Origin of the sequence: Microbacterium testaceum, assembly GCF_001476655.1 — a bacterium.
Classification (GTDB): domain Bacteria; phylum Actinomycetota; class Actinomycetes; order Actinomycetales; family Microbacteriaceae; genus Microbacterium; species Microbacterium testaceum_C.
Genome location: NZ_LDRT01000040.1, coordinates 1 through 21,121, shown reverse-complemented (window position 1 = coordinate 21,121; position 21,121 = coordinate 1). Strand labels below are relative to the sequence as shown.

20 protein-coding genes are annotated in these 21,121 nt (G+C 70.2%); 9 read left to right on the top strand and 11 right to left on the bottom strand.

From position 1 onward, the window contains the following. Positions 1-2,677: LamG-like jellyroll fold domain-containing protein (locus NS220_RS19200; RefSeq protein ID WP_153004195.1), on the top strand; the 2,677-nt coding region annotated here is incomplete at its 5' end. Positions 2,678-2,809: 132 nt separating this feature from the next. Here the strand turns inward: NS220_RS19200 and NS220_RS06870 are convergent. Further along, entirely contained in the window at positions 2,810-3,190 is a 381-nt protein-coding gene (locus NS220_RS06870; protein ID WP_058623345.1) for a hypothetical protein, read from the bottom strand. 60 nt (positions 3,191-3,250) lie between these two features. On the opposite strand from NS220_RS06870, the gene purL reads away from it, so the two are divergent. The 4 genes from purL to NS220_RS06855 all read left to right on the top strand — a co-directional run bounded on the left by purL (position 3,251) and on the right by NS220_RS06855 (position 7,654). Continuing rightward, a complete protein-coding gene (gene purL / locus NS220_RS06865; protein ID WP_440589459.1) occupies positions 3,251-5,653 on the top strand; it encodes a phosphoribosylformylglycinamidine synthase subunit PurL in 2,403 nt (800 codons plus the stop codon). A 55-nt stretch (positions 5,654-5,708) separates the two neighbouring features. Continuing rightward, positions 5,709-5,846 carry a hypothetical protein gene (locus tag NS220_RS20040; protein ID WP_193755298.1) on the top strand — a complete coding sequence of 46 codons (138 nt, stop codon included), beginning with the start codon at positions 5,709-5,711 and terminating at the stop codon, positions 5,844-5,846. A gap of 121 nt (positions 5,847-5,967) precedes the next feature. Further along, positions 5,968-6,894 carry a hypothetical protein gene (locus tag NS220_RS06860; RefSeq protein WP_058623343.1) on the top strand — a complete coding sequence of 309 codons (927 nt, stop codon included), beginning with the start codon at positions 5,968-5,970 and terminating at the stop codon, positions 6,892-6,894. A 43-nt stretch (positions 6,895-6,937) separates the two neighbouring features. Continuing rightward, positions 6,938-7,654, top strand: a complete 717-nt coding sequence (locus NS220_RS06855) for a hypothetical protein (protein WP_058623346.1) — start codon at positions 6,938-6,940, stop codon at positions 7,652-7,654. A gap of 96 nt (positions 7,655-7,750) precedes the next feature. Here NS220_RS06855 and NS220_RS06850 read toward each other — a convergent pair whose 3' ends face one another. Next, on the bottom strand, positions 7,751-8,011 hold the full coding sequence (locus tag NS220_RS06850) for a DUF3253 domain-containing protein (RefSeq protein ID WP_058623342.1): 261 nt from the start codon (positions 8,009-8,011) through the stop codon (positions 7,751-7,753). Between the two features lie 47 nt (positions 8,012-8,058). Between NS220_RS06850 and NS220_RS06845 the strand changes: the two genes are divergently transcribed. Beyond that, positions 8,059-8,790, top strand: coding sequence for a YqjF family protein (locus tag NS220_RS06845; RefSeq protein WP_058623341.1), 732 nt, complete (start codon positions 8,059-8,061; stop codon positions 8,788-8,790). A 190-nt stretch (positions 8,791-8,980) separates the two neighbouring features. On the opposite strand, the gene NS220_RS06840 is transcribed toward NS220_RS06845, so the two are convergent. From NS220_RS06840 to NS220_RS06825, 4 genes are all read right to left on the bottom strand, one after another. Then, on the bottom strand, positions 8,981-9,880 hold the full coding sequence (locus tag NS220_RS06840) for a glycine betaine ABC transporter substrate-binding protein (protein WP_058623340.1): 900 nt from the start codon (positions 9,878-9,880) through the stop codon (positions 8,981-8,983). A gap of 123 nt (positions 9,881-10,003) precedes the next feature. After that, complete coding sequence (locus NS220_RS06835; protein ID WP_058623339.1) at positions 10,004-11,008, bottom strand: ABC transporter permease; 1,005 nt, start codon at positions 11,006-11,008, stop codon at positions 10,004-10,006. Further along, positions 11,008-12,327, bottom strand: coding sequence for a quaternary amine ABC transporter ATP-binding protein (locus NS220_RS06830; protein WP_058623338.1), 1,320 nt, complete (start codon positions 12,325-12,327; stop codon positions 11,008-11,010). The genes NS220_RS06835 and NS220_RS06830 overlap by 1 nt, the downstream gene beginning before the upstream one ends. Positions 12,328-12,723: 396 nt before the next feature. Beyond that, the gene (locus NS220_RS06825) at positions 12,724-13,026 is read right to left on the bottom strand and encodes a chorismate mutase (RefSeq protein WP_058623337.1); all 303 of its coding nucleotides are present in this window, start codon (positions 13,024-13,026) and stop codon (positions 12,724-12,726) included. Between the two features lie 82 nt (positions 13,027-13,108). Between NS220_RS06825 and NS220_RS06820 the strand changes: the two genes are divergently transcribed. Then, on the top strand, positions 13,109-14,233 hold the full coding sequence (locus NS220_RS06820) for an AI-2E family transporter (protein ID WP_242864556.1): 1,125 nt from the start codon (positions 13,109-13,111) through the stop codon (positions 14,231-14,233). Between the two features lie 3 nt (positions 14,234-14,236). On the opposite strand, the gene NS220_RS06815 is transcribed toward NS220_RS06820, so the two are convergent. Together NS220_RS06815 and NS220_RS06810 are read right to left on the bottom strand one after the other, a co-directional pair. Beyond that, complete coding sequence (locus NS220_RS06815; protein WP_058623335.1) at positions 14,237-15,160, bottom strand: N-acetylglucosamine-6-phosphate deacetylase; 924 nt, start codon at positions 15,158-15,160, stop codon at positions 14,237-14,239. 84 nt (positions 15,161-15,244) lie between these two features. Continuing rightward, complete coding sequence (locus tag NS220_RS06810) at positions 15,245-15,529, bottom strand: substrate-binding domain-containing protein (protein ID WP_242864555.1); 285 nt, start codon at positions 15,527-15,529, stop codon at positions 15,245-15,247. Here NS220_RS06810 and NS220_RS20760 point away from each other — a divergent pair. Continuing rightward, positions 15,488-15,583, top strand: a complete 96-nt coding sequence (locus NS220_RS20760; protein WP_346335416.1) for a hypothetical protein — start codon at positions 15,488-15,490, stop codon at positions 15,581-15,583. The two genes, NS220_RS06810 and NS220_RS20760, sit on opposite strands and share 42 nt — an antisense overlap. Before the next feature lie 56 nt (positions 15,584-15,639). Here NS220_RS20760 and NS220_RS06805 read toward each other — a convergent pair whose 3' ends face one another. Then, positions 15,640-16,839 carry a lactonase family protein gene (locus tag NS220_RS06805; protein ID WP_058623333.1) on the bottom strand — a complete coding sequence of 400 codons (1,200 nt, stop codon included), beginning with the start codon at positions 16,837-16,839 and terminating at the stop codon, positions 15,640-15,642. 1 nt (position 16,840) lies between these two features. Further along, entirely contained in the window at positions 16,841-18,127 is a 1,287-nt protein-coding gene (locus tag NS220_RS06800; protein WP_058623332.1) for an adenylosuccinate synthase, read from the bottom strand. A 108-nt stretch (positions 18,128-18,235) separates the two neighbouring features. On the opposite strand from NS220_RS06800, the gene NS220_RS06795 reads away from it, so the two are divergent. Next, positions 18,236-18,928, top strand: a complete 693-nt coding sequence (locus NS220_RS06795) for a Pr6Pr family membrane protein (RefSeq protein WP_058623331.1) — start codon at positions 18,236-18,238, stop codon at positions 18,926-18,928. 60 nt (positions 18,929-18,988) lie between these two features. Here NS220_RS06795 and NS220_RS06790 read toward each other — a convergent pair. After that, positions 18,989-21,121: immunoglobulin-like domain-containing protein (locus tag NS220_RS06790; RefSeq protein ID WP_153004194.1), on the bottom strand; the 2,133-nt coding region annotated here is incomplete at its 5' end.

Genomic DNA, 21,121 nt, shown 5'->3' with positions numbered 1-21,121 from the left:
CTCCGCGGCCTCCCCCCTGCGCCACCGACTGCGCCCGTGGATGGCCGCCGTCACCGGCGTCGCCCTGATGGCCGGCGGGCTGGTGCCGGTCGCCACCGCGCACGCCGCCGAGACGACCGCTCCCACGAGCGGACTCCTCGCCGAGTACCTGTTCGACGAGACCACGGGCGCCTCGGTGCCCAACACGGTGTCCGGCGCGCTCGGCGCGGCGACCGTCGTCAACGGCACGAACTCGCAGTGGACCGGAACCTCGCTGGTCTTCGCCGGTGGAGCCAAGACCAGTGCCACCGCGAACTGGGTGCGCCTTCCCGACAACATCCTCGGCGGGAAGCGTTCCGCCACGGTCACCATCGAGGCCAAGATCGACGCCTCGATGAAGAACAACTGGAACTTCCTCTGGAACATCGGCAGCGACAGTCCCACCCGCTCCTACTTCTCTTCGGTGCGCGACAACCCGCGCACCGTCATCACCACGAACGGCGGCGGCGGGGAGGTCAACGCTCGATCGACCTCCCCCCTCACCGCCGACCGCTGGTACAGCCTCACCTCCGTCATCGACGGCGACGCGGGCACCCTGACCTTCTTCGTCGACGGCACGCAGGTGGCATCCACTCGCACCGCCCTCACGCCCGCCGACATCACCGATCAGACCCTCAACGCCCTCGGCCGTGCGCCCTACCCCGACCCGATGTTCAAGGGTGAGGTCTCGACATTCCGCGTCTACGACCGCGCGCTCTCGGCGAACGAGGTCACGCAGGTCTCGAATGCGGATGCCACGATCCACGCCGACACGCTTCGGCAGGCCGCGCAGAGCGTCGTCGACGGCGTGCGTCCCCTGACCTTCGACGAGAAGACCGACGACCTTCCCTCGTACGGCGGCACGGTGTCGTGGACGAGTGACGACCCGACCGTCCGCGTCGCCGCCGACGGCAAGAGCGTCACCGTCGATCAGCCTGCGGTCGGAAGCCCCGCGCGCACCACGTCTCTCACGGCGACCGCGGAGGTGCGGGGCGTGCGCGCGACGCGCAGCGTGACCGCGACGGTGAAGCCGACGCCCGCCGACGGCGACGCCTTCGGCTACGCGATGGTGCACTTCATCGAAGATGCCAACGGCTACGCCGAGAAGATCTACCTCGACGTCTCGCGCGGAGACGACCCCGAGGTCTGGGACCCGCTGAACGGCGGGCAGCCCATCCTCGCGTCGCAGCTGGGCACCACCGGCGTGCGCGACCCGTACCTGACCTACAACCCCGATACGCAGACGTACTACATCATCGCGACCGATCTGCGCGTGTTCGGCGGCGACCGCGGCGCGAACGGCTGCACCGACTGGTGCTACTGGTCGTCGCAGGGCAGCACGAAGCTCAACGTGTGGGAGTCGAAGGACCTCGTCTCGTGGAGCGACGTGCGCCAGTTCGACGTCGCCCTCTCCGCCGCCGGCCAGAAGGCCGCCGAGCTGGGCATGGCCTGGGCCCCCGAGGCGACCTGGGTCGACGACTACAACGCGGACGGCAGCGGGGCTTTCGTCCTGTACTGGTCGTCGAAGATGTTCGACAACGCGGCGCACACGGGCGGCTCGTACTCGCGGGTCCTCTGGGGCGCGACCACCGACTTCACCCAGAGCACCTACCGGTACGGCGGGGTCATGATCGACACGGGCGGCGACGCCATCGACACCACGGTGATTCAGAACGACGGCAAGACCTACCGCATCACCAAGGACAACGCGCAGGGCCGCGGCATCTACATGGAGCGCACCAGCGCGGCGACATGGTGGCTGAAGGACACCGCCTGGACGACCGTGCAGACCCGCATCGGCGCGGTCTGGTCCGGCGGCAACCCCGGTGGCGTGGAGGGCCCGGCCGTCTTCCAACGCCACGGTGAGAAGTCCTGGTACCTCTACGCCGACGTCATCCCCTCCACCGGATACCGCCCGATGGAGAGCGACGACCTCGACGCGGGGTGGACGCAGCTCGTCTCCGACGAGTTCTTCATGCGACCGAGCACCAAGCACGGCGGAATCGTGCCGCTGACCTTCGGGCGATACGACACGATCAGGAAGGCGGATGCCACGGCGACCGCTCAGCAGGACCTGGGCGACGTCAGCGTGACGCAGGGCGCGGCGGGCGACGCGGTCGCGGCGGCCCTTCCCGCCCGTACCGACGTGACCCTCGCCTACGGTCGCGGTTCGGCTTCGCAGCCGGTGCAGTGGAACACCGCCGGCGTCGACACGAGCCGTCCGGGCACCTATCCCGTCACGGGGACGGTGCGCACGATCGGCGCGAACCTGAACCAGTGGGTGGGTGCGGGCGGATCCACGACGTGGAACGCCGCCGATCGCCGTCCCTTCAGCTCGACCGCACTCACCGTGACGGCCGACGTGATCGTGACGGCACCGGCGCTCCCGCTGAGTGCCACCGCCGATGCGCGCTGCGTCTCGGGGAAGGTCACCCTCGTCGCCCGCGCCACCAATGGCGCCACGACGCCGGTGTCGATCACCTTCACCTCGCCGAACGGGACCAAGACGGTCACCGGCGTGCAGGCCGGGAAGAACACGAGCGCGACGTTCTCGACCCGGGCGAATTCGGTGCCGGCGGGTGTCGTCTCGGTGAAGTCCACCTCGGGCGCGAACTCGACGACCGTCCAGGCGGCCTACCCGGCGACGACCTGCCGCTGACACGAGGGCCCGGCCCGGAGAGCGATCTCCGCGCCGGGCTTTCGCGTGCGATCGGATGCCGACGCCCCGACGCCGTGGCATCCGTCATCGGCGCGTCCGGCTTCGGGCCGCCGCGACGGGTTCGCCGCCTCGTCAGACCTTCGCGCTGACGAGGACGCCGCGCTGCTGGAGCCCCGCCTCGACCTCGGCGATCGCGGCCTTGTAGGCGTTGTGCAGCTTCAGCTGCTCCATCCCGTCGTCGTTCCCGCCCGCCGGCTGGAAGATCGGTCGGTGCAGACGAACCTCGACGGTGCCGCCGAGGTCGGTGAAGGTCACGTCGAGCACCTCGCGCAGGTCGTCGTTCGGGGCGCGCACGCCGAGGAACATCGTCTTGACGAGGTTGCCGTGCGTCGCCTTCCAGTGGTCGCCCTTCTGCTCGACGGTGAACCCGGCGGCCTCGAGGGCACCTCGTGTGGCTTCCTGCGCGGCGGCCAGGTCTCCGCTGACGATGAACTGAAAGGTGAAGAGGGCCACGGCATGCCTTTCGGTCGGTGTGCGCTCAGCCTAGGGGCGGAGGGGCACCGACCCCGAGCAATGTCGGCCTACCCAACTAGACTGACTCCCGTCCGGCCCCTGCGATTCTTGGAGCTCAGCCGCGTGACCACCCCGAACCCCGCCGCCCGCACAGCTCTTGCTGACACCGTCGAGAACGCCATCGCGACGCCCGATAAAGAGCAGCCGTACGGCGCGCTCGGGCTCAAGAGCGACGAATACGCGAAGATCCGCGAGATCCTGGGCCGCCGCCCCACCAGCGGCGAGCTGGCGATGTACTCGGTCATGTGGAGCGAGCACTGCTCCTACAAGTCGAGCAAGATCTACCTGCGCCAGTTCGGCCAGAAGGTCAGCGACGAGATGAAGACCCGCCTCATGGTGGGCATGGGGCAGAACGCCGGCGTCGTCGACGTGGGCGAGGGCTGGGCGGTCACCTTCAAGGTCGAGTCGCACAACCACCCCAGCTACATCGAGCCGTTCCAGGGCGCCGCGACCGGCGTCGGCGGCATCGTCCGCGACATCATCTCGATGGGCGCGCGCCCCGTCGCGGTCATGGACCAACTGCGCTTCGGCGCGATCGACCACCCCGACACCCCCCGCGTCGTGCACGGCGTCACCAGCGGCATCTCCTTCTACGGCAACTGCCTGGGCCTGCCCAACATCGGCGGAGAGACGGTGTTCGACGCGGTCTACCAGGGCAACCCGCTCGTCAACGCCCTCGCGGTCGGCGTCATGCGCCATGAGGACATCAAGCTCGCCAACGCCACGGGCGTCGGCAACAAGGTCGTGCTGTTCGGTGCCCGCACGGGCGGCGACGGCATCGGCGGCGCGAGCATCCTGGCATCCGACACCTTCGCCGACGGCGGGCCCACCAAGCGTCCCGCGGTGCAGGTCGGCGACCCGTTCGCCGAGAAGGTGCTCATCGAGTGCTGCCTCGAGCTGTACAAGGACGACCTCGTCGAGGCCATCCAAGACCTCGGTGCCGCGGGCATCTCGTGCGCCACGAGCGAGCTCGCCGCCAACGGCGACAGCGGCATGAAGGTCGAGCTGTCGAAGGTGCTGCTGCGCGACCCCTCGCTGACGCCCGAAGAGATCCTCATGTCGGAGTCGCAGGAGCGCATGATGGCGATCGTCGCGCCCGAGAAGCTCGACGCGTTCCTCGCCGTCGTCGGCAAGTGGGACGTCGAGACGAGCGTGCTCGGCGAGGTCACCGGAGACGGACGCCTCGTCATCGACTGGTACGGCGAGCGCATCGTCGATGTCGACCCCTCGACCGTCGCGGTCGACGGCCCCGTCTACGAGCGCCCGATCGCCTACCCCACCTGGATCGACGCCCTGCAGGCCGACTCCGCCGCGAAGCTCGAGAGGGCGACGGATGCCGACACCCTCCGCGAGCAGTTCACGACCCTCGTCGCGAGCCCCAACCTCGCCGACACCTCGTGGATCACGAACCAGTACGACTACTACGTGCTGGGCAACACCGCGCTGAGCTTCCCCGACGACGCCGGCATGATCCGCGTCGACGAGGAGACCGGTCTCGGCTTCGCGATCGCGACCGACTGCAACGGCCGCTACAACCAGCTCGACCCCTACAACGGCGCGAAGCTGGCCCTGGCCGAGGCGTACCGCAACGTCGCCGTCACGGGCGCGGTGCCCACCGCCGTCACCGACTGCCTGAACTTCGGCAGTCCCGAGAACCCCGAGGTCATGTGGCAGTTCAGCCAGGCCGTCGAGGGTCTGAGCGACGGCTGCCTCGAGCTCGGCATCCCGGTCACGGGCGGCAACGTGTCGTTCTACAACCAGACCGGCGACCAGCCGATCCACCCGACCCCCGTCGTGGGCGTCCTGGGCATCATCGACGACGTCGCCGCGCGCATCCCGAGCGGTTGGCAGGATGCCGGCGAGAACCTCTACCTGCTGGGAGTCACCGCCGACGAGCTCGACGGTTCGCAGTGGGCGGGCACCATCCACGACCACCTCGGCGGACGACCGCCGAAGGTCGACCTCGCGCAGGAGCGCAAGCTCGCCGAACTGCTGCAGGCCGCGGGGTCGCAGTCGCTCGTGTCGAGCGCGCACGACCTGTCGTCGGGCGGTCTCGCTCAGGCCCTCGCCGAGGGCGTCCTGCGCTTCGGCGTCGGCGCGCGCGTCTGGCTCACCGAGCTCATGGAGCGCGACGGGGTGGATGCCACCGCCGCGCTGTTCAGCGAGTCCACCGGCCGCGTGCTGGTCAGCGTCCCCCGCGAGGAAGACGTGAAGTTCCGCGGGCTGTGCGACGGCCGCGGCTACCCGGTGCTGCGCATCGGGGTGACCGACGTCGAGCCGGGTACCGAGGCGTCGCTGGAGATCCAGGACGTGTTCACGGTCCCCGTGTCCGAGCTGCGTCGCCTCTCGACCGAGACGCTCCCCGCGGTCTTCGGCCCGACCGTCGCGGAGCCCGTCGCCTGAGACGCGACCCGCCGGGCCCCCACCACTGGCCGGCCCTACACCGAGAGGAGACGCGGTGACGAACGACGACGACGACATGTCCGTGTTCGACGAGAAAAGACAGCGCCGCGTGAAGGTGACCGCATGGGTGGTCATCGCCGCCCTCGTCCTGACGGGCGGCGGAGCGACCGTTCTGACGTTGATCTTCGGCTGACGCGCCGCAGCCCGCAGCTCGCAGCCGCGCAGCCGCGCAGCCGCGCACCGAACTTCGCACCCCTTGCGGAATCCGGCCCGACGACGAGCACCGTGTCGCATGCCCGACGTAGCATGGGAACGTGGAGCCGCTGATGGTCTTGTTGGCCGAGTGGTGGTGGATCGGGCCCGCTGCGGCCGGTGCCGGCACACTCGGCTGGATCGGTGTGCGCCGCTCGCGTCAGCAGCGCGCCCTCCCCGCCGGTAACACCACGACAGGTGACCGCGCGGCTCGCGCCTGGGCATCGCGGCCCATCAGCAAGAACGCGGCTCGCCGACTCGAGCTCGATGCCGCGCAGCTCGACCTCTTCACCGCGCGGCAGGCCATCACGCGGAGCCGGGCCGAGGTCAAGATGGCCGACGCCGAGGTGGTTCGCGCACAGGCGGAGCGGGCGGCATCCCGAGGCTCTTCCGGTGCCGTGTCCGCCGCACGCGCTCGACTCGTGGCCGCACAGCATGCTCTGCGTGCCGCGTCGGCCGAGATGCGGGCGCGCCGCGCCGCCGTCAAGGCCGCGCAGGCCATGCTCCCCGCGATCCGCTCGGGAAGCGCGCCGCTCCCGGTGGAGCGCCTCCTCGCCGAACACGATGCGGTCCTGGCGCGCTGGATGGCGTACGAGACCGATCCCGCCCTTGCGATCGACTTTCCCGCCTTGTCCGATCCCCGTTCCCCCCTGCTCGCTGAATTCCTTCGCGCGCACGAGCGGGCGCAGTGGCTCCGGCCCGCCTCGGCGCAGACGCGTCTCGAGCCCGCGGATTTCCTGGCCTACCGCGACGCGGTCCGTCTCACCGTCAACGCCTTCGAGCACGCCGAGCGCGTCGCGCGGCACGGAGACAAGGCCCCACCGTCGTCGTTCGACGGATCCGAGGCGTGGGGCCGCATGGCATCCGACCTCGCCGAGACGGCCCAGCGCGCGCTCGCACGCTCGATGGAGTCCATGGGACGCGCCGCCGCACGCAACTGGAACGAGCGAGCGACCAAGCGCGGACGGAAGAGCTCCGACCCGGAGTGAGCCCGGCCACATCGTCTCGGCCGACCGGCGTAGCATGGCGGGGGTGCACGACTTCTGGACCTTCGCGGGCAGCTACTGGTGGCTCGTGTTCCCGCTCTTCGGAATGACGATGGGGGCGGTGAACGGCGTAAACAAGCGCCGTGAGGTGCAGGCCCGCCGCCGGCACCGCGAGCAGATCGAGCTGATCCGCGCGCAGGGCGGAGTCGCTCCCGCTCCTCTCGCGCCCCCTGTCGACGCCGACGACCAGCAGCGCCTCATCGCCGCCCACGACGCTGTGACGCACCGCTGGCTGGAGTACGAGCTCGACGCGGGGAAGCTCATCACCTACCCGGCGATGAGCGACGGCCGACAGCCGCTGACCGCCGCGTTCCTGCGCGCGAAGAAGGTCGCCGACAACCTCCGACCCCGTGACGGGGAGACGCTCTCCCCCGAGCGGCTCAGAGAGTACCGCGATGCCGTCACCGACTACGAAGTCGCCTTCGAGGTGGCAGAGCGCGACGCACGCCGGGTCAAGGACGCGGCGTTCACGGCCGAGGAGCGCAAGCGCCTCGACACCGCGAAGCAGCTGCTCACCGTTGCGACCGACCAGGCCGCCACACCCAACGAACGCCAACTCGCGTACAAGCGCGTGCGCGAGGAACTCGACGGCCTGATCTGGCTGTCCGACGATGCGGTCGACGAGCTCGAGAAGAAGGTCGCGCTCGAACTGCCCCGCGGTGCCGAGCCCGCACCGCGAACGCCGCCCGAGCCCGCGGTCTGACGCCCTCCCGCCCGCATCTCGCCCTTCCGGCCGAATCCCGCCGATCCCCGGGCGGATTCTTCGAGGGGCACGCGTTTCTCCGAGTTCGAGAGCCCCTCAGCGCTTCCTCCGGATCCGCACCGGACCTCTCGCTGTCGTCACGTCGACGACCTCGCCCTTCTGCGTCACCTCGACCTCGCCGAGGCCGACCAGCTCGTGCGCCGCGTCGCGCGCGGGCTGCATGAGCTCGCGCCAGTCGTCGCCGCCCACCGCGCGGGCGGCCTCCGACGGACAGATCGTCTTGTCGGCATCCCGCGCCGCGAGCAGTTCGCGAAGGGATGCCACGAGCCGGGGGTCCGCACCAGATGACGAGGGCATCTGTCCAGTGTCCCTCCGTCCTGAGGAACAGGGGCCACAATGAGCCCGTGACCACCGAGCGACACGCCCCCGACCTGCCCGGACGCGCGGTCATCGCGCAGCGGTGGAACCGCGCGGTGTTCGTGCACTGGCGGGTCGACCCGGCCGAGGTCGCCCCGATGCTGCCCCCCGGGACCCGCCCCGACGTGCACGACGAATCCGCGTGGGTGGGTCTCGTACCGTTCGTGCTGAGCGAGTTCCGCTTCCTCCCCCTGCCTCCGGTGCCTCTCCTGGGGACGTTCACCGAGATCAACGTCCGCACCTACGCCGTCGACGACGAGGGACGCCGCGGGGTCGTGTTCCGCACACTCGAAGCCGAGCATCTCGCTCCGGTCCTCGCGGCCCGCGCGCTGTTCGGGCTGCCCTACCGGTGGGCCCGTGCCGGGGTGCGCACCGACGGGGCGCGCATCGAGTTCCGTTCGCGACGCCACGGGGGTCGGCATCCGGGAACCCGGGTGCGGGCGACGCTCGGCACCGCCACCGTGGACACCCCGCTGTCACGCTTCCTCACCGCGCGCTGGGGCTTTCACGAGCGCCACCTCGGCCGCACGATCTGGGCCGCGAACGCCCACGAGCCGTGGCCGCTCGTCGAGGCGGAGCTCGAGACGCTCGACGACGACCTCGTCGCGGACGCGGGCTTCCCCCAGCTCGCCGGCCGAACCCCCGACTCGGTGCTCGCGATGCCCGCCGGACACCCGGGCTTCATCACGCGGTTCACGGCAGCACGCGCGATCCGCTGAGAACCCGCGCCGCGCGCAGCTTCACCCGCGAAAGCTCCGATATCGTCTTCGTCGTTCACCGAAGACGCCGTCGTCATCGGGTGAGCGCCGGCAAGAGCGACCCGCGGGCATGGCAAGGCGGCGCGATCCTCGCAGAATCGAAGAACACCCGTGCGGCGGCGGCCCCAGGGAGCCGCCGCCGCACGTCACGTCAGCGCTGCGTCGAGAACGCGGCGGGGTTCTGCTCCAGCCAGGCCTGGACGGCCTCGGGCTCCTTGCCCTCGCCGTACTCGTTGACCACGAGGTCTTCGAGCGAGCCGTACTGCGCGTCGTCGAGCTGGATGCCGGCGATGAGCTCGGCGGCATCCGGGTACTTCTCGGCGAAGCCGGCCGTGCCGAGGAAGTGGAGCTTCTCGGGGTCGCCCATCAGACCCTGGGGGTCCTTGAGGTCCTTCACGTCGTAGGCGTCGTTCGCCCAGAAGGGACGCCACAGCGTCACCGCGATGTCCTTCTGCGCCGCGATGGCGTTGTCGAGCTCGGTGAGCATCGCCGCGGTCGACGAGGTCACGAGCTCGAGGCCGTCGAGGCCGTAACCGGGCATCGCGACCTCCTGGGTCTGCTTGGTCAGACCCGCCCCGGGCTCGATGCCGTAGATCTTGCCGTCGAAGCGCGCGGCGTTCGCCTGGAGCTGGTCGATCGAGTCGATGTCGACGTAGCTCGGCACCGCGATCGTGAGCTTGGCGTCGTCGTAGTACGCGCCGAGATCCTCGATGTTGTCGCCGTACTTCTTCATGTAGTCGGCGTGCGTGAGCTCGGGCCATGCCGACGGGTAGATGTCGACGTCGCCCTGCGCGAGGCCGGCGTACAGGGGACCCGCCTCCGTGAGGGTCTGCATCTCGACGTCGTAGCCGAGCTTGCCGAGCTGGTCCTCGAGCAGGTACGCGGTGCTCAGGCCGTCGGTCCAGGAGGGCAGGAAGCCGAGCGTGATCGTGCCCTTGCTGTCGCCGCCGCCCGAGCCGCCTTCGGCCTGGTTTCCGCTGGCGCAGCCCGCGAGGGCGAGGGCCGCCACGCTGCCGAGGACGAGGGCCGCGGTGAGGTGTCGCTTGTTCATTGCTGTGTTCTCTTCCTTTTCGTATGTGATTTCCGGGGGTGCCCCGCGCGAGGTGCCAGGATTTGTCGCTTCGACCGGGGACGAAGCGACAAATCCTGGCGACTCACGCGAGGCGAGAGCGGCTCAGTGACCGCTCGAGATCGGGGCTCGACGCGGCGATGCCTTCTCGCGATCCGCCTCGGCCGCGGCATCCGCCGACGCCGTGTCGACACGCGGCGCCGCGGTGGCGCCGGCCGTGACGACCGCCGCGGGGCGGGCGGCACGCCGACGGGCGAGCACTCCGAGCAGCGACGAGCGGTTGTCGGCGCGGTTGCCGAGCGCCGCGGTGAGCCGGTCGAGGTAGACCGCGAGGATGACGACGCTGAGGCCGGCCTCGACCCCCTTGGGGAGGTTGACGGTCGAGATCGACTGCACGACCTCTTTGCCGAGCCCGTCGGCGCCGACGATTCCCGCCACGACCGCCATCGACAGCGCGAGCATGATGACCTGGTTGACGCCGGCCATGATGGTCGGCATCGCGAGGGGCAACTGGATACCGCGCAGGATCTGTCCGGGCGTCGCGCCGAACGCGTGCCCCGCCTCGACGGTCTCGGAGTCGACCCCGCGGATGCCGAGCTCGGTCAGACGCACGCCCGGGGGCAGCGCGAAGATCACCGTGGAGACGACGCCGGGCACGACGCCGATGCTGAAGAAGGTGATCGCGGGGATCAGGTAGACGAAGGCCGGCATCGTCTGCATGAAGTCGAGGATCGGCTTCAGCACCGCGCGGACGGTCGGGTTACGGGCCGACCAGATGCCCAGCGGCACCGAGATCGCCACCGCGACGACGGTGGCCACGAGCACGAGGGCGAGCGTCTGCATCGCGGTGACCCACTGCCCCATCGCGAGGATGAGGGCGAAGCCGATGACGGTGCCGAGCGCGAGCTTCCACGAGCGCAGCAGCCAGGCCAGCAGAGCGGCGATCACGATGACGACGACGATCGGGGCGGCCAGCAGCACGTCGCTGAGGCCGCCGACGAGGAAGCGGACAGTCACGGCGATGACGTCGAAGAACCCGGAGAGGTTGTCGCGGAGCCAGTCCACGCCGGCGTCGACCCAGGAGCCGACCGGGATGCGGAAGCCGTCCATCAGCGCACCCCCTCGCTCTCGGATGCCGCGACCGGGGCGTCGAGCACCGCGTCGATCTCGGCGGAGGGCAGGGGCTGCGGCAGCACGGTGATCTCCTCCGTGGCGGTGGGGCCGGGGCCGAGAGCGGCGAGCAGCGTCACGCGCGGGATCACGCCGGTGAGGCGGCCCTCCGCGTCGAGCACGGCGAGCGGCAGGGGCGACTCGACGGAGGGGACGAAGAGGTTCATCAGCACGTCGTCCTCACGCACGCTCTGCGGGAGCGGCCGGAGCTTCGACACGAGCGAGTTCTCTCCCGCGCGGACGAGCTTCATGGCATCCCGATCCGTGATGATCCCGAGCGGCTTGCGGTCGCGGTCGGTGACGTAGACGGCCGACATGTAGGCATCGCGCATCTGTCGCAGGGCGACGCGCGGTCCGGCGGAGGCGTCGACGCGGGGACGCGGGCGCTCCATGACGTTGCCGGCGGTGAGCACGCGGGCGCGGTCGACGTCCTGCACGAACTGCTCGACGTAGTCGTTGGCGGGGTCGGTGAGGATGTCTTCCGGGGTGCCGATCTGCACGATGCGGCCGTCGCGCATGACGGCGATGCGGTCACCGAGGAACATCGCCTCGTTGAGGTCGTGGGTGATGAAGACGATGGTCTTCTTCAGGGTGCGCTGCAGCTCGATGAGCTGCTCCTGCATCTCGCGACGGATGAGCGGGTCGAGGGCGCTGAACGCCTCGTCCATGAGCAGGATGTCGGTGTCGGCGGCGAGCGCCCGGGCGATGCCGACGCGCTGCTGCATGCCGCCCGACAGCGCCGAGGGCAACTTGTCGCCCCAGCCCTCGAGGCCCACGAGAGCGAGGATCTCGTCGGCCTTGGCGAGGCGCTCGGCCTTGCCGACGCCGCGCAGTTCGAGCGGGTAGGCGACGTTCGCGGCCACCGTGCGGTGCGGGAGCAGCGCGAAGTGCTGGAACACCATGGCGAGGCGCTCACGGCGCAGGGAGCGCAGACGCGAGGAGCCGACGCCGGTGAGGGCGTCGCCCTTCACCTCGACGGTACCGGCGGTGGCCTCGTGGAGGCCGTTCAGCATGCGGATGATCGTGGACTTGCCGGAACCGGAGAGCCCCATGATGACGAAGATCTCGCCGGGCTGGACCTCGAAGCTCGCGTCGATGACGGCGGCGGTCCCGTGGTCGGCGATCTCGTCGCGGCGTGCGCCGGAGCGGAGCTTCTCGACGGCGGCCTGCGGAGAGCGTCCGAAGACCTTGAACAGGTTCTTGGCGGCCAGAGCCGGCGTCGCGGAAGTCTGCGGCGCGAGGGCAGGCGGATGTGTCACTGGTGCACCTCGGCGGCCTCGGGTGGCCGCATCGGTCACGCCCGGGTGGCAGTCGCCGGCGCTCCGGGGGGTGGAGCGCGTTGGCGCGGGATGTCGGATCCCGCGGCCCCGACTGCCGACCGTACGCTCGCGGCGTCGACTCCCCCGAGTCGTCACCGCGACCGCGGACTGGTCGAGTGGGCGGCCCAGAATCGGGCCATCACTACGTTTTCATGCTGATGGATCGACTGGCAAGTTCGCCTACCGGCTTGCGATCCAGGATGCCGCGTGGCACACGCGCGCGCGTGCGTCACCTTCTCAGCGGGGGTCGAGACCGCCCGCACCGCGCGTCGGTCCGGGCGTGTCGCACCACCCTGTCAACCGCGCAAGGCGTCTCGGCGGGGACGTGAAAGGTCGTCAGTCGGCGGGGTGCGCAGCGGCCGAACGGTGATGACGGATGACCTCCGCGACGACGAAATTGAACCACTTCTCCGCGAACGCCGGGTCGAGATCCGCGTCCTCGGCGAGCCGCATGAGACGGGCGATCTGCTGCTCTTCGCGAGCGGGGTCGGATGCCGGCATCCCGTGCTTCGCCTTGAGCACCCCGACCTGCTTGGTGCACCGGAAGCGCTCCGCGAGCAGGAAGATGAGCGCAGCGTCGATGTTGTCGATGCTGCCCCGCAGATTCTGCAGGATCGTCGTGGGGTCGGCGTCCGTCATATGTCCTCCCGGAATCGCTCCGAGACTATCGCGGCCGGGCAAGGGCGGACACGTCCTCTCAGCCGACCCCTACAGTGTGACCATGAGCCGATCGACGCGCCCCGACCCGACCGCCGAGGGTGCCGACGCGGGTGAGCCCACGTCGCGCGACCGTCCCGTCTGGTCCGCGATCTCCCGCCCCTACGCCGCGGGCTTCTTCCTGACCCTCGGCGGACTCACGGCGATCCTCCTCGGGCTCGCGCTCTCGAGCCTGTCGACCGTGCTCATCTACATCGCGATCGCGCTGTTCGTGGCCCTGGCGCTCGACCCCCTGGTACGCATGCTCGTGCGCCGCGGCGTGTCCCGCGCGTGGTCGATCGTCATCGTCTTCGGGGGACTCGCGGTGATCCTCGCCGCGGCGCTCTGGCTGCTCATCCCGCCGGTGGTGCGACAGGTCGAGCAGTTCGTCGGCGACATCCCGACCTTCGTCAACGACCTCATCGACAGCGACGCCGTGCGCTGGGTCGAGTCGAACTTCGGCGACAGCCTGGCCGGCGTGCTCAAAGAGGTGCAGAGCTTCGTCACGAACCCGACGAACATCGCGGCGATCGGTGGCGGCCTCCTGCAGGTCGGGGTCACGATCGGCACCTTCATCTCCGGCGCGATCATCGTCCTCGTGCTGAGCCTGTACTTCCTGGCCGCTCTGCCGAAGATGAAGAACAGCCTCGTGCGGCTGACCCCCGCGCGCAGCCGCGCGACCGTCTCCGACATGACCGGTCAGATCACCGATTCGGTGGGTGGTTACCTCGCCGGCATGGTGGTCCTCGCTCTGTGCAACGCCGTGTTCGCGTTCATCGTGCTGACGATCCTGCAGCAGCCTTTCGCCGCCCTGCTCGCGGCTCTCGCGTTCGGCATCACGCTCATCCCGCTCGTCGGGTCGGTGCTCTTCTGGGCCGTCGCGACGATCTTCACGTTGATCGTCAGCCCGACGTCCGGGCTCATCTTCGCGATCGTGTACCTGGTCTACATGCAGATCGAGGCATATCTCCTCACCCCGCGTGTGATGAACCGCACGATCTCCGTTCCCGGCTCTCTCGTGGTGATCGGCGCGCTCGTCGGGGGCACTCTGCTCGGTCTGCTCGGTGCCCTGGTCGCGATCCCCGTCACGGCCTCGGTCCTGCTGATCATCAAGCAGATCGTGATCCCACGGCAGGATGCCAAGAAGTAGCGCTCACGCCAGCAGAGCCGCCGGGACCGTCGAGGCCGCAGCCCGCGCCGCGCTCTCCGACACGCCCGCGGCGACGACCGACGCGATCGCGCGATCCATCGTGAGCGTCGAGCCGGCGAGGGTGTCGGTCCCCGCGATGACGGGCCGCGTGCCGCGGACCTCGACCTGCAGTCCGCCCAGCCGGTAGACCCCGTCGCCCAGCCCCGTCGCCGACATCGCGTCCGTGACCAGGGCGACGCGGTCGCACGCCGCGTCGAACAGCGTCCGCATCACGACGGGGTGCACGTGCACGCCATCGGCGATGACCTCGAGCACCACGTGATCGCGCGCGAGCGCGGCACCGACCGGTCCGGGCGCGCGGTGGCCGAGTCCCGGCATGGCGTTGAACGCGTGCGTGAGGAGTCTCGCCCCGCGGTCGAAGGCCGCAGCGGCGGTGTCGTAATCGGCCTCGGTGTGGCCCACCGCGACGACGACACCCGCGGCGACGAAACGGTCGATCGCGTCCGGTGCGCCGGGGAGTTCCGGAGCGATCGTCACCGAGCGGACGATGCCGTTCCCCGCCTCGAGAAGACGTTCCGCGGCCTCCACGGTGGGCACGGTCAGGGCCGCGGGGTCGTGCGCGCCGCGACGGCCGTGCGCGAGGAACGGCCCCTCGAGATGCACGCCGGCGACTCCGGGCAAGAGGGGCATCATCTCCGTCAGCTCCCCCAGACGGCGCGCGACGCGCTCGAGGGGAGCACTGACGAGGCTCAGGAGCAGGGTCGCGGTGCCGTGGGCGCGGTGGTGGTCGACGGCCGTGCGCACTCCGTCGAGGTCGGCGTCGTCGAAGCCGTGGCCGAGGGCTCCGTGGCAGTGGAGATCCACGAACGCGGCCGGGGAGAGGGGGCCGGTGGGAGCGCTGACCGCTGAGGTGTTCCGCGAGGGCATGGCGCACGCTATCGAGGGGCGGAATCGTTTCACAATGGTTTTCGGAGATTTCGAAAGATCAGCGAAAACAACTCGAGAGGCCGCTCAGCGGTGCGCAATCGTCGATCCGCGGATGACGAGCTTCACGGGCATCTGATGTGTTCCCGTCCCCACGTCGACCCCGTCGATCGCATCGAACACGCGCTGCGCAGCCTGTCGACCGAGCTGCTGCAGATTGGCGTTGATGCTCGTCAGCGGCGGGCGGGCGTTCTGAGTGAGCAGCTCCCAGTCGTCGTACCCGATGACCGCCAGATCGCCCGGCACATCCCGCCCGAGATCGCGCGCCGTATCCAGGACGCCGCGGCACCGGTCGCCCTCGTGCCATATCACGACTGGGGAAACCGCGGTCCGTCGACCATGAGGGTGTGGATTCCCACCTCCTGACGACGAGAGAGCCCGTTCCCGGTGGGGGACGGGCTCTCTCCCTGGGGAAGGGGATCTCAGCGCATCGGCAGCAACCGCGTCGGCGAGGGTGACGCGGTGCGATGACGAACGCGACCGGGCACGCCCGTGCGGGCATCGAGGGGAAGCGAGACGATCTCATCGGCCAGTTGCCCCGCCACCAGCAGGGTGTCGTTCACCACGACGTGATGGCGTGGCCAGTGCGTGCCGGCGTCGGCGAGGGCGGTGAACCGCAGCGCCTCACCCGCACCGCGCACGGCGAGCACACCGATCGTGTCGCTCCCGCGCACCCCGGCGTAGAGCGTGGTGCCGTCGCGACTCGCGCAGAGCTCGGCCGCGGTGTCGGTCTCGAGGGTGCCGACGAGCGGCTGCCCGGAGATGATGTGCCACCGGCCCTCGGCATCCGGAGCCAGCACGAACACCTCACGACTGAGCTCGGTCACGATGTAGAGGTGGCCGGACGGATGCCACAACCCGTGCCGCGGACCACTGCCCTTCGGCAGCACGACCTGCTGCACGAAACGCAGACCGCCCTGGCCGTGGCGCCAGAAGCGCACCAAATCGAGGCCCATGTCGGTGGTCGCGACGAGACCGCCCGGGAGGAAGATCGCCTGGTGCGAGCGCGAGACGCGGGGACCGATCGTGGCCTCCTCCGACTCGGCATCGGTCTCGGGCACGACGTCGTAGGCGGGCACGAGGTCGCCGTACTCGTCGCCGGCGGCTTCGCGCAGGGCGCGCGCGGCGGCGGCGAGATCGGGGACGACGGCACCCGAGACGCGAGCGCCGGTCGAGAGGCCGCTCTCCGCGGAGTCGGAGCCCCAGGGGTCGGTGGCCTCTGCGGCGATCACCGGCCGCGACGGACGGCCCGCGGCATCCAGATCGATGTGGACGACCCGTCCGTCGCTCCAGCAGCTCGCGACGAGGAAGGTCGCGTCGGGCGACACCGCGACGTGGCAGACCGACTCGCCCGCCTCGATCGCCGGGCCGACCGGGGTCAGCCGCGTCTCGCTCGTGCGGCGGTAGGCCTGCACCGTGCCGTCGGATTCGAGCGCGGCGTAGAGCAGATCGTGCGTCGGGTGAGCGGCGAGCCACGACGCCGAGCCGGGGGCGGCCACGGCCGTGCCGACCATGCCGAGCGGGCCCGAGGCCCAGACCGAGTCGGCGTCTCCCGCTTGCAGGATGCCGATGCCCTCGGCCGATCCCGCGTCCCCCGCGTAGGCCCCCACCCAGAACCGCATGTCAGTCGATCAGGTTGTGTCGCACGATCACCTGGTCGCGCGCCGGGCCGACGCCGATGACCGAGATGCGCGTTCCGCTCATCTTCTCGAGCGCGAGGACGTAGTCCCGCGCGTTCTGCGGCAGGTCGTCGAAGGTCCGGGCGGTGGAGATGTCCTCGCTCCAGCCCGGGTAGTACTCGAGGATGGGCTTCGCGTGATGGAAGTCGGTCTGGTTGACCGGCAGGTCGTCGAAGCGCACGCCGTCGACGTCGTAGGCGACGCAGACCGGGATCTGCTCGAGGCCGCCGAGGATGTCGAGCTTGGTCAGCACGAGGTCGGTGATGCCGTTGATCCGCGTCGCGTAGCGCGTGATGGGAGCGTCGTACCAGCCGACCCGGCGGGGGCGGCCCGTCGTGGTGCCGAACTCGAAGCCGCGCGAGCGCAGCCAGTCGCCGCTCTCGTCGAACAGTTCGGTCGGGAACGGACCCGAGCCCACGCGCGTGGTGTACGCCTTGACGATGCCCACGATGCGGTCGAGGCGGTTCGGACCCACGCCCGAGCCTGTCGAGGCGCCGCCGGCCGTCGCGGACGACGAGGTGACGAAGGGGTAGGTGCCGTGGTCGACGTCGAGCAGGGTGGCCTGGCCGCCCTCGAAGACGACGACATCGCCGGCATCCAGAGCCTCGTTCAGCAGCAGCGAGGTGTCGGCGACCATGGGGCGCACGCGCTCGGCGTAGGCGAGCAGGTCTTCGACGACCTCGTCGACCGTGATCGAGCGGCGGTTGAAGACCTTGACCAGCAGGTGGTTCTTCTGGTCGAGGGCACCCTCGACCTTCTGACGCAGGATGTTCTCGTCGAACAGGTCTTGCACGCGGATGCCGACGCGGTTGATCTTGTCGGCGTACGCGGGGCCGATGCCCCGGCCGGTCGTGCCGATCTGGCGCTTGCCGAGGAAGCGCTCGGTGACCTTGTCGAGGGTGCGGTGGTACTGCGTGATGATGTGCGCGTTGGCGCTGATCTTCAGGCGGCTGGTGTCGAGGCCGCGCGCGTTCAGCGCTTCGAGCTCGTAGAACAGCACCTCGAGGTCGACGACGACGCCGTTGCCGATGACGGGGGTCACACCCGGCGACAGGATGCCACTGGGCAGCAGGTGCAGCGCGTACTTCTCGTCGCCGATGACGACGGTGTGGCCGGCGTTGTTGCCGCCGTTGAACTTCACCACCCAGTCGGTGCGCTCACCGAGCAGATCGGTGGCCTTGCCCTTGCCCTCGTCGCCCCACTGGACGCCGACGATCACGATTCCGGGCATGAGTGCTCCTCGCATGTTGTCCGGCGGTACACCCCATCCTATCGAGAGGGTCCGACACCGCCCCCGCAAGCCCCGCCCGGGCGGCGACGGCCCCGATAGCGTGACCCCATGGGGCGATCGGCGGGGTGGGCGGCGGGCTGGAACATCGCGCGGGTGGCGCTGGCGGCCCTCATCGCCGCCGCCGTCGTCGCGCAACTCGTCTCGTCGCTCGCGGGCGCGCAGGCGAACGGTCGCGATGTGACGACCGTCGTGGCCAACTTCTTCAGCTTCTTCACGATCCTCTCGAACGTGTCGGCGGTCGTCGTGCTGGTCATCGCCGGGCTGCGCTTCTTCGCGCGCGGCCGCACTCTGGTCGCCGATCCCGTCGCCCTCGCGACGGTGCTCGCCTGGGTCTCGACGTACATGGTGGTCACCGGCGTCGTCTACAACCTGCTGCTGCGCGGTCTTCCCCTCCAGCCCGAGACCGTCGGCTGGTCCAACGAGATCATGCACGTCTGGGGTCCGCTCTTCCTCCTGCTCGACGTGCTGCTCGGCCCGTGCCGAAGGCGACTGCCGTGGGCGACGGCGCTGGGCGCGGCGATCTTCCCGATCGTGTGGATCGCCTACACCCTGGTGCGGGCGCCGCTCATCACCAACCCCACGACCGGGGCATCGTCCTGGTACCCGTACCCGTTCCTCGATCCCGCGAACGGGGGCTGGGGCAGCGTCGCGGTCTACATCGTCGTGATCGCCGTCTTCATCGTCGGCGTCGCGTTCGGTGTCACCGCGCTCGGGCGGGTGCGCGGCATCCGTCCGTCCTGACACGCGGACGCCCCGTGACCGCCGCCGGGGAGGGACGGCGGCCACGGGGCGACGGCGGGATCAGCAGCTCTTCGCGGCGAAGGCCGCCGCCCCCGTCACCGTGGCGTCCGTGCCGGGGAACGATCCGGTCACGCCGACCTCTCCGGCGGGGACCCGAGCCGTCCGGGTGGTGAAGGTGGCCGTCGCCCCGCTCCCCGGCGCGACAGTGAGGCTGCGTGCACCGTACGGGGTCGACACCTTGAGGGTCGCGGGCGCGGCCTCGCCGTTGCGGAACGCGGCGACGAGGGTGACCTTCTTCGCGACGCAGCGCAGGGAGACCTTGAGGGTCAGATCAGCCACCTTCACGCGCGCCTCGACGAAGCCGTGACCGGCCAGCGTGCCGCGCACGGTCACCGTCTTGCCCGCCGTGAGCGTCGCCGGATCGACCTTCTCCCACGTCACCGCGACCTGTCCGAGGTCGCGCTCCGCGGCGGTGCCGCGTCCCTGCACGGCCGGGACCTTCGCGGGAAGGCTCGGCGCGACGCCCGCGAGGGTTCCCACCTGGACGTCGGCGGCGGAGATGAGACGGTCGGGCTGGTAGCGCGCAAGGATCGCCTCGTACTCCGCGATGGTGATCGGAAGGACCGTGCCGTGACGGGCCGAGAGCGGCAGGTTGCGGTTCTGCACGATCGTCCAGTCGCCGGCGGCGAGGCTGCTCGCCTTGAACGGCACATAGCCGTCACCCCCGTAGTAGGGGGCCTGGTCGATGAACGCGTAGACGCCGGTGTCTCCGTTGACGTCGCCCTTGTTCGGGCGGAACAGCGTGGTCCCCTCACCCTCGTCGAAGAAGATCGACCGACCGGAGGTGCCGGTGTAGGTCTGGCCGTAGCCGACACGCGACTGGCGAGCCTCCCACGCGCTACCCGGCTCGCCCTTCCAGGGGTTGTTCCCCGGGGTGATGCTGGCGGTGAGATCCTTCGTACGATCCACCCGCGGAATGTTCGACGACTCGGTCACGGTGAACCGGTAGAGCCAGCCGTCTTCCTTCATGACGGTGGAGTCGATCGTGCCGTTGCCCCACCCGGGCTGCTGCTCGTCGATCCACACCCGGGGCTTGCTGAAGGTGACGAAGTCGCGCGTGGTGGCGTACATCATGCGGTTGTAGGTCGAGCCCGGGTCGCGCGGAACGTCGGTGCTTCCGCTGGGGTACAGGTTCGAGGCCCAGTAGACCACGTACTCCCCCCGCCTCTCGTCGTAGAACGCCTCGGGCGCCCAGGTGTTGCCCGCCTCGGCCTCCGAGACGAGCACGTGCCGCTGCGCACTCCACGTGACGAGGTCGGTGGACTCCCACACCTCGATGTAACGGCTGCCGAAGACCTGCGAGCCGTCGAGGCCGGTCCGGTACGCGTTGAGGTCGGTCGCGAGCATGTAGAAGCGGTCGCCCTCGTGCGAGCGCATCACGAACGGGTCGCGCAGGCCCTTCTCCCCGAGATCGGACTGCAAGACGGGCTTGTCGTCGTTGACGGTGACCCAGTCGAGGGCGTTGTTGCCGTTGGAGACCGCGTAGCGCACCTTCTCGTCTTCGGGCGAACCCTCACCGGTGAAGTACGGGAAGAGGTACGCGCGGGTCTCGTCGACCGCCGGGGCGGGAACGACGGTGGCGGCGAACTCCCGCGTCGCGGTCGCCGTGCCCACCCGCGCCGTCGCGGTGAGCGTCACGGCGGCCGCGGCCGAACCGGTCGCGGGACGGGTGACGACGCCGTCGGTGGCGATGACCGCGGGGGCCGACGACGCCCAGCTCACCGTGGCGGCGCCACTCGTGGTGGGCAGGGTGAGGTTCTCGCGGACGTCGTCGAGGCGGGGGACCGAGAGGGCCTGCACGGCCTGCCGCGCGTCGGCCGCGTCGTTGCGCGGACTGACGGTGACCGAGAAGGAGCGCTTCGCCGTCTGATCGCCGCGAGACACCGTCGCCGTCAGGGTCGCCGTCGCGGGGGCGCTGCCCTCCGCGCCGCGCGTGACCTGGCCGGCCGCCGTCACGACGGCGGCGTTCGAGGTGGCCCAGGTGATCGTGGTCGCGTTGTCACCGCGCGCCGGCAGGGAGAGATCGCGAGTCACCGCCGACAGGTCGCCGAGGTCGAGGGCCGCGGCGTCGCGGGTCGCGGCATCCTTCAGCACGTCGGTCGACAGCGTCCCCACCTCGCTCGCGGTCAACGC

Excerpts from the sequence above, each read along its gene's own strand:
- purL (WP_440589459.1), top strand. The coding sequence starts at position 3,251 with ATGTCGGCCTACCCAACTAGACTGACTCCCGTCCGGCCCCTGCGATTC.
- NS220_RS06850 (WP_058623342.1), bottom strand. The coding sequence starts at position 8,011 with ATGCCCTCGTCATCTGGTGCGGACCCCCGGCTCGTGGCATCCCTTCGC.
- NS220_RS06840 (WP_058623340.1), bottom strand. The coding sequence starts at position 9,880 with ATGAACAAGCGACACCTCACCGCGGCCCTCGTCCTCGGCAGCGTGGCG.
- NS220_RS06835 (WP_058623339.1), bottom strand. The coding sequence starts at position 11,008 with ATGGACGGCTTCCGCATCCCGGTCGGCTCCTGGGTCGACGCCGGCGTG.
- NS220_RS06825 (WP_058623337.1), bottom strand. The coding sequence starts at position 13,026 with ATGACGGACGCCGACCCCACGACGATCCTGCAGAATCTGCGGGGCAGC.
- NS220_RS06820 (WP_242864556.1), top strand. The coding sequence starts at position 13,109 with ATGAGCCGATCGACGCGCCCCGACCCGACCGCCGAGGGTGCCGACGCG.
- NS220_RS06815 (WP_058623335.1), bottom strand. The coding sequence starts at position 15,160 with ATGCCCTCGCGGAACACCTCAGCGGTCAGCGCTCCCACCGGCCCCCTC.
- NS220_RS06805 (WP_058623333.1), bottom strand. The coding sequence starts at position 16,839 with ATGCGGTTCTGGGTGGGGGCCTACGCGGGGGACGCGGGATCGGCCGAG.
- NS220_RS06800 (WP_058623332.1), bottom strand. The coding sequence starts at position 18,127 with ATGCCCGGAATCGTGATCGTCGGCGTCCAGTGGGGCGACGAGGGCAAG.
- NS220_RS06795 (WP_058623331.1), top strand. The coding sequence starts at position 18,236 with ATGGGGCGATCGGCGGGGTGGGCGGCGGGCTGGAACATCGCGCGGGTG.